14 protein-coding genes and 1 pseudogene are annotated in these 15,703 nt (G+C 70.8%); 4 read left to right on the top strand and 11 right to left on the bottom strand.

The genetic code is table 11. From position 1 onward, the window contains the following. Positions 1-28: 28 nt before the first annotated feature. The gene (locus Vqi01_RS15430) at positions 29-2,326 is read left to right on the top strand and encodes a MinD/ParA family ATP-binding protein (RefSeq protein ID WP_204035487.1); all 2,298 of its coding nucleotides are present in this window, start codon (positions 29-31) and stop codon (positions 2,324-2,326) included. A gap of 32 nt (positions 2,327-2,358) precedes the next feature. On the opposite strand, the gene Vqi01_RS15425 is transcribed toward Vqi01_RS15430, so the two are convergent. Then, complete coding sequence (locus Vqi01_RS15425; protein WP_204035486.1) at positions 2,359-2,787, bottom strand: DUF3151 domain-containing protein; 429 nt, start codon at positions 2,785-2,787, stop codon at positions 2,359-2,361. Between the two features lie 251 nt (positions 2,788-3,038). On the opposite strand from Vqi01_RS15425, the gene Vqi01_RS15420 reads away from it, so the two are divergent. Continuing rightward, entirely contained in the window at positions 3,039-4,295 is a 1,257-nt protein-coding gene (locus tag Vqi01_RS15420) for an LOG family protein (protein ID WP_204035485.1), read from the top strand. Positions 4,296-4,357: 62 nt separating this feature from the next. Here Vqi01_RS15420 and fbaA read toward each other — a convergent pair whose 3' ends face one another. Together fbaA and Vqi01_RS15410 are read right to left on the bottom strand one after the other, a co-directional pair. Continuing rightward, the gene (gene fbaA / locus Vqi01_RS15415; RefSeq protein ID WP_204035484.1) at positions 4,358-5,383 is read right to left on the bottom strand and encodes a class II fructose-bisphosphate aldolase; all 1,026 of its coding nucleotides are present in this window, start codon (positions 5,381-5,383) and stop codon (positions 4,358-4,360) included. Positions 5,384-5,604: 221 nt separating this feature from the next. Continuing rightward, on the bottom strand, positions 5,605-5,988 hold the full coding sequence (locus Vqi01_RS15410) for a phage holin family protein (RefSeq protein WP_204035483.1): 384 nt from the start codon (positions 5,986-5,988) through the stop codon (positions 5,605-5,607). A 157-nt stretch (positions 5,989-6,145) separates the two neighbouring features. Between Vqi01_RS15410 and Vqi01_RS15405 the strand changes: the two genes are divergently transcribed. Together Vqi01_RS15405 and Vqi01_RS15400 are read left to right on the top strand one after the other, a co-directional pair. Then, positions 6,146-6,358 carry a hypothetical protein gene (locus Vqi01_RS15405; protein ID WP_204035482.1) on the top strand — a complete coding sequence of 71 codons (213 nt, stop codon included), beginning with the start codon at positions 6,146-6,148 and terminating at the stop codon, positions 6,356-6,358. A gap of 334 nt (positions 6,359-6,692) precedes the next feature. Further along, the gene (locus Vqi01_RS15400) at positions 6,693-7,628 is read left to right on the top strand and encodes a DUF368 domain-containing protein (protein ID WP_204035481.1); all 936 of its coding nucleotides are present in this window, start codon (positions 6,693-6,695) and stop codon (positions 7,626-7,628) included. A 51-nt stretch (positions 7,629-7,679) separates the two neighbouring features. On the opposite strand, the gene Vqi01_RS15395 is transcribed toward Vqi01_RS15400, so the two are convergent. From Vqi01_RS15395 to Vqi01_RS15360, 8 genes and pseudogenes are all read right to left on the bottom strand, one after another. Then, on the bottom strand, positions 7,680-8,057 hold the full coding sequence (locus Vqi01_RS15395; RefSeq protein ID WP_111244082.1) for an ArsR/SmtB family transcription factor: 378 nt from the start codon (positions 8,055-8,057) through the stop codon (positions 7,680-7,682). Between the two features lie 57 nt (positions 8,058-8,114). Beyond that, on the bottom strand, positions 8,115-8,645 hold the full coding sequence (gene pyrE / locus Vqi01_RS15390) for an orotate phosphoribosyltransferase (protein ID WP_204035480.1): 531 nt from the start codon (positions 8,643-8,645) through the stop codon (positions 8,115-8,117). A gap of 169 nt (positions 8,646-8,814) precedes the next feature. Beyond that, entirely contained in the window at positions 8,815-9,624 is an 810-nt protein-coding gene (locus Vqi01_RS15385; protein WP_204035479.1) for an SDR family NAD(P)-dependent oxidoreductase, read from the bottom strand. A 161-nt stretch (positions 9,625-9,785) separates the two neighbouring features. Further along, positions 9,786-10,382 (bottom strand): annotated as a pseudogene (locus Vqi01_RS15380) (hypothetical protein); the annotation flags it as partial. A gap of 78 nt (positions 10,383-10,460) precedes the next feature. Continuing rightward, complete coding sequence (locus Vqi01_RS15375; protein WP_204035477.1) at positions 10,461-11,312, bottom strand: cation:proton antiporter family protein; 852 nt, start codon at positions 11,310-11,312, stop codon at positions 10,461-10,463. A 140-nt stretch (positions 11,313-11,452) separates the two neighbouring features. Continuing rightward, positions 11,453-11,830: a hypothetical protein gene (locus tag Vqi01_RS15370; RefSeq protein WP_204035476.1), complete on the bottom strand. Its 378-nt coding sequence runs from the start codon at positions 11,828-11,830 to the stop codon at positions 11,453-11,455. Between the two features lie 46 nt (positions 11,831-11,876). Further along, positions 11,877-14,468 carry an ATP-dependent chaperone ClpB gene (clpB, locus tag Vqi01_RS15365; RefSeq protein WP_204035475.1) on the bottom strand — a complete coding sequence of 864 codons (2,592 nt, stop codon included), beginning with the start codon at positions 14,466-14,468 and terminating at the stop codon, positions 11,877-11,879. A 97-nt stretch (positions 14,469-14,565) separates the two neighbouring features. Beyond that, positions 14,566-15,657 carry a hypothetical protein gene (locus Vqi01_RS15360; protein ID WP_204035474.1) on the bottom strand — a complete coding sequence of 364 codons (1,092 nt, stop codon included), beginning with the start codon at positions 15,655-15,657 and terminating at the stop codon, positions 14,566-14,568. Positions 15,658-15,703: the final 46 nt, after the last annotated feature.

The following is a 15,703-nucleotide window of genomic DNA, read 5'->3' as shown; positions in this document are numbered from 1 at the left end:
ATCCTCGGCAGGGGAATGGGGAGGAACCGTGGTGGACGAGAACGCCGACCGGGCGCACACGCCCGGCCAGCAGGGGGTGCCGGAACGGGACATCGAACCACTCTGGCCACCCGATCAGATCGACGGCTTCGGGGCACCGGCATGGGGCGACCCGCCACCTGCCGTTCCGCCGGTGCCCGGACAACCGGCGCCGCCGTACCCCGGCCAACCGCCGACGCCGCAACCCGGACAACCGGCGCCGCCGTACCCCGGCCAACCGCCGACGCCGCAACCCGGATATCCGACGCCGCTGTATCCCGGGCAACCGGCGCCCGACCAGGCGGCACCGCTGCCCGGGCACCCGGCGGCGCCGCATTCCGGGCACCCGACGCCCGGCCACCCGGCCGTTCCACCCTCGCCCGCCGACTATCCGTCGCTGACCGGCGGGGGGCCGACCGCCACCGGCTGGGAGTCGCCCGCGCCACCCAGCACCGGTCCGGAATCAGGAGCACCGACGGTTCCCGGCGGTGAGTCGGGCGGGCCGACCGCGACCGGCCGGGCTTCGCTGCCCGACGGTCCCCTGCCGGAAGCCGCCCAGGTCGACCTGAACCAGCCGTTCACCCTCGACGGGCCGACCTCGCTCACCACTGGCAGGCACAACACCTCGGCCGACGCCGGCCCATCTCCGGCGATGCCCGGCAGGGTCGACGGCGGCCCGTTCCCCACGGTGCCCGTCGCCGACGATGGGTCGACGGCCATCGCCGACGTGAGCGGTACGACGGACGCCCCGACCGACTCCGGTGCGGACATCCACGACCAGACAGGCGATCCACCCCCGGTGTTCCGTCCGCAGGCAGAATCACCCTGGGCGCAGCCACCGCAGCGTTCCGCTCCCGAGGTCGCAGCCCCGGTCGAGTCCGGCGAGGGGCCCGCAGTCCCGCCGCGGCCCACCTGGGCCTCACCGGCCCAGCCGTTGCCACCGGTGCCGCAGCCCCTTCCCGGCCCGCCGGGATCTCAGCATCACGGGATGCCACCCGCACCACATTACGGAATGCCACCCGCACCACATCACGGCACGGCACCCGCACCACATCACGGCACGGCGCCCGTGCCGCCGCCTGATGGTGCCGCCGGCCCGGTCACGCCGCAGTTTCCTGGCCCGTTGCCGCCGGCGGCGGAGAGCGGGCCACCCGTTCCGCCGCACGCCGGGCCGATGCCGCCCCCGGCCGAGCCGGCGTACCCGGCAGTGCCGCCCGGACCGTTCCCACCGCAGCCGGCCTGGAATCCGGTGCCCTGGCAGCAGCAGGGCGCACCGACGCCGATGGCTCACCCGCTGCCGCACCAGCCGTACCAGCCGGCCGAGACCGCGTCCCGGGTGCCGCCGGCGTACGCCGAGCAGGACTGGAACCCGGAGGTGGGTGGCGCGCCGACCGCCGAGGACTTCGCCCGGCGGCGGCAGGTGCGCCCGGCCGATCCGGTCGCGACGATGGGCGTCCGCGCCGTGGTCAACAAGACGGGCCTGGTGAAGCTCGCGCCGGGACGGCACGAGCTGGAACTCAAGCGCGACATCGAGACGGTGCGCCGCAACTTCGGCGGGCTCCGGCAGGTGACCGTGGTCAACCCGAAGGGCGGGGCGGGCAAGACCGTCGCCATCCTGCTGCTCGCGATGACCTTCGGGCAGAAGCGCGGCGGGTACGTGCTGGCCTGGGACAACAACGAGACCCAGGGCACCCTCGGCATGCGCGCCCAGCAGGACTTCCACTCGCGTACGGTGCGGGACCTGCTGCGCGACCTGGGCCAGTTCCACGGCGCGCACGGGCGGGTCGGCGACCTGTCGCAGTACGTCCGCTCGCAGGGCGAGGGGATGTTCGACGTGCTCGCCTCCGACGAGTCGGCCACCGGCGGTGAGATGCTCACCGCGGCCGCCTTCGGCGAGATCCGCGAGGTGGTCAGCCGCTTCTACAAGTTGATTTTCGTGGACACGGGGAACAACGTACGCGCGCAGAACTGGCAGGCCGCGATGGACGCCACCGACCAACTCGTGGTCACCATGTCAGCGCGTAACGACTCGGCCGAGACGGCCGCCCGGATGCTCGACCACCTTGAGCAGAGCGGGCGGCAACGGCTGGTCCGGCAGGCGGTCACCGTGGTCTCCATGCCACCGTCCCGCAAGGAGATCGACCTGCCCGCGATCCAGGAGCACTTCGCTGCGCGGACCAGGGCCGTACTGCTGGCCCCGTACGAAAGGCTCATCGACACCGGAGAGCCGATCCGCTACGCCCAGCTATCCTCGGCCACCCGGGACGCCTGGCTCAAGATCGCCGCAGCGGTGGCCGAAGGGCTGTAGCCGACCACCCGACCGACCCCGGCCGCCGGCGGTCAGTTGCTGGCCAGTGCGTCGGCAGCGGCCGGATCGCAGTCGCGGAGGAACTGGGCACAGCGGGCCGCCTCGTCCGCCTCGCCGATCTCGTCGGCGGCCCGGGAGAGCACGTACAGGCAGCGCAGGAAGCCACGGTTCGGCTCGTGCGACCACGGCACCGGGCCGTGACCCTTCCAGCCGTTACGGCGCAGCTGATCCAGGCCCCGGTGGTAGCCGGTCCGGGCGTACGCGTACGCCGGAACGAACTGGCTCTCGGTGAGAGCCCGGGCGGCCAGCGCAGCCCAGGCCGCGCTGTGCGTCGGGAACCGGGCCGCCACCGAGGCGAACGCCTCGTCATGGCCGTCCTGCTCGGCCGCTGCCAGGTCAGCGTCGGCCTCCTCGTTGGCGGGCAGGAACGTGGCGGGTGGCTCAGGCAACAGGTTCTGCATCGCCTCATTCAACCCGCTCCGGACCGGGATACGCGAGGGGGTCCGGCAAGCCCGTTGGCTGAACGGGCGAGAGGTCCGTCACGCCTGCGGTCCATCCCCCCCGCCCCGGTGATTTCCACTACAACTGGAAGTCCGGAGCCTCCCCAGGAGCCGGATGTGCGGGAGCCCGGCCAGGCCGCCGGGCTCCCGTCCGATTTCCGGGTCGTCAAGCCGCGTCCGACAGGGTTGAGCCGGGCGGGCAGGATGAGCCGATGCCGACTCCACCCCCCGCAGACGTCATCGAGCCGCACACCTGGACCAACGAGATCCAGACCCGGTCGGAATTCGACCGGCGGCTGGCCACCGGCAGCCTGGTCGGCCTGACCATCCAGGGGCTCCAACTGAATCTGGACCCCGTTCCCGATTTCACCGGCGTCGAGGTGGCCGGAACCCTTTTCGTCGGCTGCCGGTTCGCCTCCCGCCAGGTCGGCGCCGACCTGGTCCAGCGAGGTGCCAACGTGGTGCCGCCGTTCTCCGGGCTGCCGTACCCGACCCAGCCGCCGCACCTCTACACCCCCGAGGAGTTGGCGGCCGGCTTCGCCGAGGGCGGGTTCGAGGCGATGTACGACACCCGGGTGTACGCGCACTTCCGGGCCCACGGCGGCGCGCTACCCGACGTACGGGAGGCCCTCGGCCAGCGGTTGCACGACCACGGCGTGGACAACGCGCTCGCCGACGCCACCCGCACCTGGTTGACCAGCCACGGACCGCAGTCGGTGGTCGGTGTGATGGGCGGGCACGCGGTGCCCCGGGGCAGTGCGTCGTACCGGATGGCCGCGGTGCTCGGCCGGGAACTGGCCAGGGCTCACCGCCTGGTGGTGACCGGCGGCGGACCGGGGGTGATGGAGGCCGCCAACCTGGGCGCGTACCTGTCGACCCGGCCGGCGGAGGAGCTCTCCGACGCCATCGACCTGCTCGCCACCGCGCCGGACTTCACCGACCACGACCGTTACACGGCTGCCGCGCTGAAAGTCAGGGAGGTGTTCGGTCAGTCGATCACCCCGCCGGGCGGCGGCAGCGAACCGGTCACCGCATTCACCACCTACCGGGCGGACTCGGCCGCGTTGACCAGTGGCGATCTGGACTGGGCAAGCTGCGGTGGGCTGGCCATCCCCACCTGGCTCTACGGCCACGAGCCGGCGAACCTGTTCGCCGGCCGGATCGCCAAGTACTTCTCGAACGCCATTCGTGAGGACACCATCCTGCGACTGGCGCGGGGCGGGATCGTCTTCGCCCCCGGCCGGGCCGGCACCGTGCAGGAGGTGTTTCAGGCAGCCACCAAGACCTACTACGGCACCGACGGGGTCAGCGGCGCGTACGTCTTCCTGGACCGCAGGTACTGGACGGAGGAGTTGCCGGTGGAGTCCTTGCTGCGCCCTTTGCTGGCCACCTCACCGTTCGGCGACCTGTCGGACACCGTGCACCTCACCGACGACGCCCACGAGGCCGTTCACCTGCTGACCCGGTGACGACGAGGCGGCCGGCCCGAGCAGATCGGACCGGCCGCCCCGGCGTGTTCAGCGTCGATACGTCACTTGGTCATCGTGGTGCCGGTCGAGCGCAGGTGCTCGCAGGCATCCACGATGCGGGCGGCCATGCCGGCCTCGGCGGCCTTGCCCCACACTCGGGGGTCGTACATCTTCTTGTTGCCGACCTCGCCGTCGACCTTGAGCACCCCGTCGTAGTTGCGGAACATGTGGTCGGCGACCGGGCGGGAGAAGCAGTACTGCGTGTCGGTGTCGATGTTCATCTTCACCACGCCGTAGTCCAGCGCCTCGCGGATCTCGGACAGCAGCGAGCCGGAACCGCCGTGGAAGACCAGGCTGAGCGGCTTCTCCTTGCCGTACTTGGCGCCGACCGCCTCCTGGATCTCGTTCAGGATTTCCGGACGGAGCTTCACGTTGCCCGGCTTGTAGACACCGTGCACGTTGCCGAAGGTCAGCGCCGCCATGTAGCGGCCCTTCTCGCCCAGGCCCAGCGCATCGACCATGGCCAGGCCGTCCTCGACGGTGGTGTAGAGCTTGTCGTTGATGGCGTTCTCGACGCCGTCCTCCTCGCCACCGACGACGCCGACCTCGATCTCCAGAACGATCTTGCCCTTGGCAGCCTCGTCGAGGAGTTGGGCAGCGATCTCCAGATTCTCCGCCACCGGCACGGCCGAGCCGTCCCACATGTGCGACTGGAACAGCGGCTCCTGGCCGTTGCGGACCCGCTCCTGAGAAATGGCCATGAGCGGCCGGACGAACGTGTCCAGCTTCTCCTTGGGGCAGTGGTCGGTGTGCAGCGCGATGTTGACCGGGTACTTCTTGGCCACCTCGTGGGCGTAGGCGGCGAACGCCACCGCGCCGGTGACCATGTCCTTCACGGAAGGACCGGAGAGGTACTCCGCACCACCGGTGGAGACCTGGATGATGCCGTCGCTCTCCGCGTCGGCGAAGCCCTTGAGCGCCGCGTTCAGCGTCTGCGAGGACGTCACGTTGATCGCCGGGTAGGCGTACCGGCCGGCCTTGGCGCGGTCCAGCATCTCGGCGTAAGCCTCCGGGGAAGCGATGGGCATGTCGAACGCTCCTTACTTGCCGCTGTCGGCCGTGCGGCCGCTGTTCTCCTTGCGCCGGCCCTACGGCCGCCTGGATCCCCTCGGACGGTCGGCCGGACGGCCGGCTGATCTCCATGGGCGGTCGGCCGTGCGGCCGTCCGGTCTCCACGGGTCCGCCGGACCGCGCTGTCCTCCTCCGGAAGTATCCCGTAGCTGGCCCGGCCGGGCACAACCGGGCTGGTTCACCGCCGGTCTGCGGTATCCGGTACCACCACGCTGATCAGCCAGGTCACCACTGCCATCACGATCGCCCCCCAGAAGGCCGGCCAGAAACCATCGACGTGGAACGGAAGGTCGAGCGCCCGAGCGATCCAGTTCGTCAGCAGGAACAGCAGGGCGTTGACCACCAGCGCGAACAGGCCCAGCGTCAACAGGTAGAAAACACAGCCCACCACCTTGATGACCGGCTTGAGCACCGCGTTGACCACCCCGAAGATCAACGCGACGATGATCAGGGTGAACGCACTGTGGTAACCGGTCCGGCCGGTCACCTCGACTCCGGGAACGATCAGCGTGGTGATCCACAGCGCGACGGCGGTCGTCGCCAGCCGGATGAGGAACCCCACGGTGCCATCCTGGCATCGAAGACAGCCCGGGTGGGGGCGATTCGACCGACTCGGTTCTGCGGGTGGCGTACCCTCGCCCGGCGTCGCTTCCCAGCGAGGTGCAGGCGCAGCCCGTACGGTGGATGGGTACCGTCCACCGACATCCCGGAGGGACTTGATGGGCCAGCCCGACGAGGACTTCGCCCCCGGCGACCACCTCAGCCCGGAGGAACGTGACCTGGAGGCCGATCCGGCCGACGCGGTCGAGCAGGCCCGGGTGGTCGACGTCACCGACGTCGAGGACGAGCCGAGCCGCGGCCTGGAGGTCGCCGACTGGGACGCGATGGAGCAGGCCCGGGTGGTCGCGGCCGACGAGGACGACTACCGCTGACCCCCTCCCTGGCGCTACACACCCTCACCAGTACACATCGTCGGCCGACCGGTCCTTACCAGGTACGTCTCCTATCCCTGGCCTGCGCGCCGGCATCGACGTCTCACACATGCGCTCGCCGGTCGTCGGCCCCGACCCCACCGACCAGCAGCCCGCCGCGCGGCTGCGACTGGACCGGCCGCCGGAGCACCCTCACCTGATTGTTAAAAAGGGGCCCTTCCTCTACCGCAGGCGTTAATAGGGGGCCCTTTCTTGCACTGTGGCCGCCGGTAGCCTGGGCCGCCGTGGCAACCGCCACATGATCAGGTCGAGCGGCATACGGAGCGGAATCTTCATGGCATTGGGTGAACGGGTAGGTCACGTGCTGCGCGGCGCGGCCATCGGCGTGGCCGAGGCCGTGCCGGGGATCAGCGGCGGAACCATCGCGCTGGTCACCGGCGTGTACGAGCGGGTGATCGCGTCCGCCGGTCACGTGGTGAGCGCCGCCCGGTACGCGGCCACCGACGTCCCGCGCGGACGCGGCTGGACGCGCGCGGGTCACCAACTGCGGCAGGTGCACTGGGCAGTGGTCGTCCCGCTCCTGATCGGCATGCTGCCCGGTCTGCTGATCGCCGCGAAGGCGCTGGAACCGCTGCTGACCGGGTACCCGGAGCAGACCCGCGGGCTCTTCCTCGGGCTGGTGCTCGCCTCGGTGATGGTGCCGATCTCGATGGTCGGCGCGCCGTGGCGGCGGGTCGAGATCGTCGCGCTGGCGCTCGCCGCGGTGGCCGCGTTCGCGCTGACCGGACTGCCGCAGGCCACCCTCACACCGCACCCGTTGATCGTGTTGGTGGCGGCGGCGGTCGCGGTCTGCGCCCTGGTGATGCCCGGGGTCTCCGGGTCGTTCCTGCTGCTGACCGTCGGCCTCTACGAGCCGACGATCACCGCGCTCAACGACCGCGACTTCGGCTACCTGGCGATCTTCGCGATCGGCATGGTGATCGGTCTGTCGCTCTTCGTCAAGCTGCTGCAGTGGCTGCTGGAGGAGCATCGCCGGATGACCCTCGCGGTGATGTCCGGTGCTCTGTTGGGCAGCCTGCGGGCGCTCTGGCCATGGCAGTCCGACGAGCGTGACCTACACGCGCCCGGCGAGAACATCCTGACCATCGGCACGCTGTTCCTGCTTGGCGTCGCCGTGGTCACGGCAATGGTCATCGCCGAACGTCGCCGGCTTCGCCGGGCCGCTCGGGAGCTCACCGAGGAGACGTACGAGACGTCCCACGTCCGCTGATCCCGTCCCGCTGGTGGCTGCCGGGTCGGGCAGCCACCAGCGGGTCAAGACTCAGCGAGCCCGCTTGGTGGCCCGCTTACGCGGCGGGGTGAGCAGGTCCGCGATCGTGGCGATCGCGCTCGGGACCAGTCGGTAGTAGGCCCACACACCGCGCTTCTCCCGCTCCAGCAAGCCGGCCTCGGTGAGGATGCGCAGGTGGTGGCTGACCGTCGGCTGAGAGAGGCCGAGCGGCGCGGTGAGGTCACACACGCACGCCTCGCCCTCGGGTGCCGACTGGATCAGGCTGAGCAGCCGCAGCCGAGCGGGGTCGGCGAGGGCCTTGAGGACCCCGGCCAGCCGTTCGGCGTCGGCGCGTTCGATCGGCTCGCCGGCAAGCGGCGAGATCTGAGGCATAGTCATTTCGGCCAACGCAGTTCCCACGTATTCCATCCTTCCACCAGCAGCATCGATCCGCCTGCATATCGGCAGATCCGAATCGGCAGACTTTTACGCCACAAGGCCGAGGTCAGCCAACGTATAGGCCGCCCGATAGGGCAATCCGGCGGCTCGCACCGCGTCGCCGGCACCACGATCAACGATAACCGCCACCCCCACGACCTCGGCTCCGGCCTCACGAAGAGCCTCGACGGCGGTCAGCACACTTCCGCCGGTGGTGGAGGTGTCCTCCACCGCCAGCACCCGACGACCGGCCACATCGGGGCCTTCGATCCTTCGTTGCAGCCCGTGCGCCTTGCCCGCCTTCCGGACCACGAACGCGTCCAACGGACGCCCGGCGGCGTGCAGCATCGCCAGGGCGATGGGGTCGGCCCCCAGGGTCAGGCCACCCACCGCGTCGTACGACCAGTCGGCGGTCAACTCGCGCATCACTCGGCCCACCAACGGCGCCGCCCGATTATGGAGCGTGACGCGACGCAGATCGACGTACCAGTCGGCCTCCTGGCCGGAGGAGAGCACCACCCGGCCATGGACCACAGCCAGGTCAGAGATGAATTTGCGCAGGTCGTCGTGGTCCCCCATGGCGATAGAGGGTACTGCGGAAGTCTGTGAGCCGCGTGCGCGGGCCACCTCGGTCAACTCTTCTGGGGACCGACAGGTGACGATGTTCGGTTACCCTGCGTCAATCACTGCCTCGAATGAAGTGACGCCGAGGCCGCCGAGGCGAAGCCCCCCGTAGCCCGTGGGCGAATCATCCGTGATCGCGGCCGATCCGACCCCGAGTGTCCCGGGCCACCCGGGCGAGCAACCGGCGCGGGGCGTGTCGAAGGCCCGCCACGGCCAGTTTGTACTTCCAGGACGGGACACTGACGAGCTTGCCTTTCCGCAGGTCACGCAAGGCTTCGTCGACCACAGCCGGCGCGCTGAGCCACATCCATTCGGGAGTTTTCGACATGTCGATGCCGGCCCGCTGGTGAAACTCGGTGCGGGTGTAGCCAGGGCAGAGCGCCATCACGCGTACGCCGAAGGGGCGGGCAGACTGGCCGACCGACTCGCTGAAGTTGGTGACCCACGCCTTGCTGGCGGAGTACGTCGAGCCCGGCATGAGCGCGCCGAAACCCGCGACGGAAGAGACATTAATCACTGCCCCGCGGCGTCGCTCAGTCATCGTATGCAGGGCGGCGAGGGTCAGCCGCAGCACCGCGTGCACGTTGAGCCGGAGTAGTCGGACCTCGTCCGCGGGCGACGAACGGAGGAACGGGGTGTTCAGGCTGATGCCGGCGTTGTTGACGAGCAGTTCGACGGACGGAGCTTCGGCCAGTCGTCGTTCGACCCGGGCGCAGCCGTCGTCGGTGGACAGATCGGCGGCGATCGTCTCGGTCTCGACGCCGTGCCGCCCGGTCAGTTCGGCCGCCTGCGTGGCGAGCCGCTCCGCGTCTCGAGCGACGAGCACCAGGTGCCAACCATCGGAGGCGAGTCGCCCAGCGAACGCCGCCCCGATGCCCGCGGTCGCTCCGGTGATCAACGCCCAACGTTCGCCGGACGGTGGGGTGGACGTCACGGACCTCTTCACCTCGGCGGGTAGGGGGGCGACGGCGGTGCCCCGAGCGGCGGATAGGGCTGGTGCGGCGGTGCCGGCGACGGGTAACCGGACGACGGTGCCGGTGGGTGACCCGACGGTGCTGACGGATAACCGGACGGTGCTGGCGGGTAACCGGCGGGCGGTCCGGCCGGTGGTGGAACCGACGGCGGTGCCGGGCTCCGGCGGAACCAGGCGTTGGCCGACGGAATCGCCAACAGCGCGGCGACCACAAGGTAACCGAGCACCTGGGCGACCGAAAGGGTCGCGGTGAGCGGAATCCACCACGACGGGTGGGCGTCGGCGACCAGGCTGACCAACTCTGCGGCGACCCGATCGTCGCCGAAGTCCAGGGGCGCGGCGCGTTGCACGACGAGGGCCGCGATCCCGCAACAGCCGAGCAGCAGGCCGAGCCCGGCGACCACCCAGGTGGCGACCCGGGCACCGGGCCGTCCGGCGGCCAGACCGAGCGCCAGACCGGCAAGAAGGAAACCCGCGAGCAGGCTCAGCACCGCCGACAACATGACCGAGCCCCGCAGCAGGGTGACGACCGCGTCGACCTGGCCGGCGTCGGCCGAGGTGCCGGCAGCAGCCGTACGGAACCGGGCCACAGTGCCGCCGACGGTGCTCAGGCCGGCCACGGCGTACCCGAGCGCGCCGAGCGCCATCACCGCCAGCACCGCCACGGCCAGCACGACCACGGCTGGCCGTCGGGCCGGTGCCTGTTCGGGGTACGACACGACGAATCCCTCCGGTAGGCGCTTTCGGATGCAACCTACTCGGAGGGACCGTCGCAGTCGCGGTCAACTCACCGGCGCTCAGCCGGGCCGGTCGGTGGGGGGCGGCTGCTCGCCGGGCTGCTGCGGGCCGCCGGTCGGTGGGTTCTGCCCGCTCGGCCCGCCGAGCTGTTCGCCCGAGGGCGACTGACCGGGCGTGCCTGGCTGCCCTGGAGCCGGCGGGTAGCCGGGCTGGCCGGAGGTGGGTGGGTAGCCCGGCTGCTCCGAGGTGCCGGGGTAGCCCGGCGCTGGCGGGTAGCCCGGAGTCGGCGGGTAGCCGGGCTGGCTCGGGTAGCTGCCACCGGGCATCGGCGGCTCCCACTGCTGAGTCGGCTTGCGGAAGAACTCGTTGGCCTTCGGCAGGGCCAGCAGGATCAGCGCCGCCAGCAACGAAATCAGGCTGATCACGCCGAGCAGCGTGCTGACCGGGTTGACCCAGGACGGCAGAGCCTCCTCCAGCCGGCGCTGGACTTCCGCTTGGCTCGGCATGTCGCCGCTGCTCTCGCCCGGTGCGCTGATGCCGCCGGCCACACCGCTGAGCACGCCGAAGCCGACGCAGCAGAACAGGATGCCGCCGACGATCCAGGTGGCGATCCGCGTGCCGTTCTTGCCGCGCAGGTTCATCAGGCCCAGGCCGAACAGCGCGAGTGACACCAGCAGCGTGAAGACGGCGGTACCGACGCCGACGATCACCACAAGGTCGGCGACGTTCTCCACCCCCTCGGCGGTGGAGCCCCGGTACGCCTCCTCCATCACCTTACGGACGGTGCCGATGGTGGTCAGCGAGATAATCACGCTGATGAGTTGGCAGATTGCGAACAGCAACAACAGGTACGCGGATATCGTCACCACGCTCGGCCGGGTTCGGGCCGGCGTGCTCTGAGGATCGGCCATCTCTCTCCTTCCCTGGAACGCGCTTCACCGTATCGGTACCAGGCCATTCCGGCGTGACACGACGCCAGCCGAACGGCGCGTCACCAGCGCGGAGTCCCATTCCGGTTCGATCAAACGGCCGATGCCGTGGGTCAGGAGGGTCACGCTCCGGTGAGCCGCTCCACGGCGTACTCGCCCACCGTGGTGGTGCCCATGACGCACCCGGTCATGGTCGGCAGCTCAGCCGGGTCGCCTCGCAGCGCGGTCCAGGCCGCCCGGCCGGCCGCCGGGTCGAGCTGCTCCAGCAGCGTGGCGGCGTACACCCGGCCCGCCGGTGCGCCGGCTGAGAGCAGTCGGTGAAGCTGTTCGCGTACCTCGTCGGGCTGTTCGGCGATGGCCGCCGCCACCCGCTGGTACGCCTCGGTCTCCGGAAGCAGCGACCCCGCGAGCCCCACCCCGCCGAACGCGACCGTCCCGGCGTCGGCGAGTCGCGCGATGGCCGCCGCCAACCCGGAGCCCTTCTTCCCTCTTCCGAACATGCTTCCATCGTGACCCTGACCGCCGGGCCGCGCAGCACGGCGGCCGTCAGGCGCTGGTCACCGTCAGGCCGTCCTTGGACTCGGTGAGGTCGACCCGCACCGTGTCGCCGTCGCGAATCTGACCGCCGAGCAGGGCCTTGGCCAGTTGGTCACCGATCGCGGACTGGACCAACCGGCGCAGCGGCCGCGCACCGTAGATCGGGTCGTACCCGTGCTCGGCGAGCCAGGTGCGCGCCGCCTCGGTGATGTCCAGCGCCAGCCGGCGGTCCGCAAGACGGTTCCGCAGCCGCGACAGCTGAATGTCCACGATGGCCCGCAGGTGGTCGCCCCGGAGGGCGGCGAAGACCACGATGTCGTCGAGCCGGTTGAGGAACTCCGGCTTGAAGTGCGACCGGACCACCGCGAGGACGCCCTCGCGGCGCTGCTCCTCGGCGAGCGTCAGATCGCTGATCACGCCCGAGCCAAGGTTCGAGGTGAGGATCAGGATCGCGTTGCGGAAGTCGACCGTGCGGCCCTGGCCGTCGGTGAGCCGGCCGTCGTCGAGCACCTGGAGCAGGAGGTCGAAGACGTCCGGGTGGGCCTTCTCCACCTCGTCCAACAGGATCACCGAGTACGGCCGGCGACGCACCGCCTCGGTGAGCTGGCCGCCCTCCTCATACCCGACGTAGCCGGGCGGGGCACCGACCAAACGGGCCACCGAGTGCTTCTCGCCGTACTCGCTCATGTCGATGCGGACCATCGCCCGCTCGTCGTCGAAGAGGAACTCGGCGAGCGCCTTGGCCAGCTCGGTCTTGCCGACACCGGTCGGACCGAGGAAGAGGAAGCTGCCGGTGGGGCGGTCCGGGTCGGCCACCCCGGCCCGGGCACGGCGGACCGCGTCCGCGACCGCGCCGACCGCCTCGGCCTGGCCGACGACGCGCTCGCCCAGCGACTCCTCCATCCGCAGCAGCTTGGCGGTCTCGCCCTCCAACAGCCGGCCGGCGGGGATGCCGGTCCAGGAGGCGACCACGGCGGCGATGTCGTCCGCGCCGACCTCTTCCTTGAGCATCGCGCCGTCGGACTGGAGCCGGGCCAGTTCCTCCTCGGCCCTGGCCAGGTCGGCCTTGAGCGCGGGGATGCGGCCGTACCGCAGCTCGGCGGCGCGCTCCAGCTCACCGTCGCGCTCGGCCCGCTCGGCCTCGCCGCCGAGCCGTTCCAGCTCCTCCTTGGCCGTGGAGAGCTTGGTGATGTGGCTCTTCTCCAGCTTCCAGCGCTCGGAGAGGGCGGTGAGCTGCTCGCGCTTGTCGGCCAGCTCCTTGCGCAGCCGTTCGAGGCGCTCGGCGGAGGCCGCGTCCGGCTCCTTGGCCAGCGCCATCTCCTCGATCTCCAGCCGGCGTACCGCCCGCTCGATCTCGTCCACCTCGACCGGACGCGAGTCGATTTCCATCCGGAGCCGGGAAGCCGACTCGTCGACCAGGTCGATCGCCTTGTCCGGCAGGAAGCGGTCGGTGATGTACCGGTCGGAGAGGGCGGCGGCGGCGACCAGGGCGGCGTCGGTGATGCGTACGCCGTGGTGCACCTCGTAGCGCTCCTTGAGCCCGCGCAGGATGCCGATGGTGTCCTCGACGGTGGGCTCGCCCACCAGCACCGGCTGGAAGCGGCGCTCCAGGGCCGGGTCCTTCTCGATGTGCTCGCGGTACTCGTCCAGCGTGGTGGCACCGACCATTCGCAGCTCACCGCGGGCCAGCATCGGCTTGAGCATGTTGCCGGCGTCCATCGAGCCCTCGCCCTTGCCGGCGCCGACCACGGTGTGCAACTCGTCGAGGAAGGTGATGACCTGCCCGTCGGAGTTCTTGATCTCCTCCAGGACGGACTTGAGTCGCTCCTCGAACTGGCCCCGGTACGACGCACCGGCGACCATCGCGCCGAGGTCGAGCGAGACCAGCTTCTTGTCGCGCAGCGACTCGGGCACGTCACCGGCGACGATCCGCTGGGCCAGACCCTCGACGATGGCGGTCTTGCCGACGCCGGGCTCACCGATCAGCACCGGGTTGTTCTTGGTGCGCCGGGACAGCACCTGGATCACGCGGCGGATCTCGGAGTCGCGGCCGATCACCGGGTCGATCTTGCCGTCCCGGGCGCTCGCGGTCAGGTCGACGCCGTACTTCGCGAGGGCCTGGTAGGTCTGCTCCGGGTCGGCGCTGGTGACTCGGCGGTCTCCGCCACGCACCGTCGGGAAGGCTGCGACCAGGTTCTCCTCGGTGGCGCCGGCGGCCTTCAGCGCGCCGGAAACGGCGCCGCCGACGCGGGCCAGACCGGCGAGCAGGTGTTCGGTGGAGGTGTACTCGTCGCCGAGCGGCCGGGCGATCTGCTCGGCGGCGCCGATGGCGTTGACGAACTCGCGGGCCAGGGTCGGCTCGGCGATGCTGGAGCCACGGGCGGCGGGCAGCGCGTCGATGGCCCGCTCGGCGGCCCGGCGCAGCTCGGCGGGGTCGGCCCCGACGGCGCGCAGCAGGCCGGCAGCGGTCGACCCCTCGGTGTCCAGCAGCGACAGCAGCAGGTGCCACGGCTCCACGGTGGCGTGCCCGCGCTGGTTGGCCAGGGCGACGGCAGCGGTGATGGTCTCGCGACTCTTGGTGGTGAGACGTTCGGTGTTCATGGGCTCCCCTGGATCGGCGTGTCCACTGTTACCGACAGAACCAGACTTGAGTCTATTCCACTCAACCCTAGCGCTGTGACCTACACCACTCGTCGCGTCAATCCGTCTCGATGACCACCGCCGCCCAGGTGCGGTCGCCGAAGCGGCCGGTGCCGAGCAGAATGCTCTCCGGCCCACTGGCCAACAGGGTGCCGTCCGGCAACAGCTGCAGGTAGTGCTCGGCGGTCACCGGCCAGGGCAGATCGACGTACAGGCCGCCGACCAGCGCTCCCGCGCCGCGCGTACTGACCACCGCCACCACTCCGGCACCCAACGGAACGGTCTGTCCCGACTCCGGCTGCCCCTCGGCGCGCACCCGCTGCCAAGATTGGCCGGCAAGCCGCCACAGCGCCGGGAAGCTGATCCGATCGGGCCGCTCGCCGACCAGCCACAATTCACCGCCAGCGGACACGACCCGAAGCACACCCACCGCGCCGTCGGGCTCCGGCACCGGCGTCTGCTGCCAACTCCGCCCCTCGCTCCAGGAGATCGCGGCGTACGGCCGGCCGTCCTCGTCCGCCCCGGCCGCCACCATCGGCCCGCCGAAGTTCGTACCGTCCGACGAGACGGTACGCCCGTTCGCCTGGAGCACCGTGTTCAGCGCAGGCAGCCCCGGTTGGGCGGGCAGCGGGCGCAGTTCGGTGCCGGTCCACCGGCCAACCTTTCCCGTGCCGTCGACGAGCTGGAATCGCCCCTGAGCGGCCCGCCACTGCGAGGGCTCGGCCTCGCCCGGGCTGTGCCGGAAGGTCCGGCCACCGTCGGTGGACGTCCACCAGCCATGCGGCTTCGCCAGCAGGGCCAGTACGCCCGGCGCGGTGTACATCTGCTGTTCGTCGGCCACCGGCTTTGGATGCCGCAACCGCTGCCAGGACCGACCGCCGTCCCGGGTCGACCAGAGCAACGCGCGGCAGTCCGGGCCGGACGGCTCGCCGTCGCAGGCGGCGAAGAGGGCGTACCCCAGCTTGGCGTCGACGAACTCCACGTGCGGCCGTTCGTACCGCTGCGGGACGGCGAGCCGATGACGGCGGACCTCCGCGACGGGATCGGTGGTCGGCACGTTGGACGGTTCGGGCGCCTCGGCGCTGTCCGTCGGCTTTGCGGGCGGGGTCCGGCGGATGTCCCCGATCGAACAGCCCGAAACGGCAGCCACCAGAAAAAGTGCGACCACCCAACGAGCCCGGCGGGAAAACATTGCG

Origin of the sequence: Micromonospora qiuiae (assembly GCF_016863555.1) — a bacterium.
GTDB lineage: Bacteria > Actinomycetota > Actinomycetes > Mycobacteriales > Micromonosporaceae > Micromonospora > Micromonospora qiuiae.
Note: the sequence above shows the minus strand (reverse complement) of the source record. Positions and strands in the feature narration are given on the sequence as shown.

What these genes read in the sequence shown, in the direction of transcription:
- clpB (WP_204035475.1), bottom strand. Translation starts at nt 14,468, where the DNA reads ATGAACACCGAACGTCTCACCACCAAGAGTCGCGAGACCATCACCGCT.
- Vqi01_RS15400 (WP_204035481.1), top strand. Translation starts at nt 6,693, where the DNA reads ATGGCATTGGGTGAACGGGTAGGTCACGTGCTGCGCGGCGCGGCCATC.
- Vqi01_RS15425 (WP_204035486.1), bottom strand. Translation starts at nt 2,787, where the DNA reads ATGCAGAACCTGTTGCCTGAGCCACCCGCCACGTTCCTGCCCGCCAAC.
- Vqi01_RS15395 (WP_111244082.1), bottom strand. Translation starts at nt 8,057, where the DNA reads ATGGAATACGTGGGAACTGCGTTGGCCGAAATGACTATGCCTCAGATC.
- Vqi01_RS15420 (WP_204035485.1), top strand. Translation starts at nt 3,039, where the DNA reads ATGCCGACTCCACCCCCCGCAGACGTCATCGAGCCGCACACCTGGACC.
- fbaA (WP_204035484.1), bottom strand. Translation starts at nt 5,383, where the DNA reads ATGCCCATCGCTTCCCCGGAGGCTTACGCCGAGATGCTGGACCGCGCC.
- pyrE (WP_204035480.1), bottom strand. Translation starts at nt 8,645, where the DNA reads ATGGGGGACCACGACGACCTGCGCAAATTCATCTCTGACCTGGCTGTG.
- Vqi01_RS15375 (WP_204035477.1), bottom strand. Translation starts at nt 11,312, where the DNA reads ATGGCCGATCCTCAGAGCACGCCGGCCCGAACCCGGCCGAGCGTGGTG.
- Vqi01_RS15405 (WP_204035482.1), top strand. Translation starts at nt 6,146, where the DNA reads ATGGGCCAGCCCGACGAGGACTTCGCCCCCGGCGACCACCTCAGCCCG.
- Vqi01_RS15370 (WP_204035476.1), bottom strand. Translation starts at nt 11,830, where the DNA reads ATGTTCGGAAGAGGGAAGAAGGGCTCCGGGTTGGCGGCGGCCATCGCG.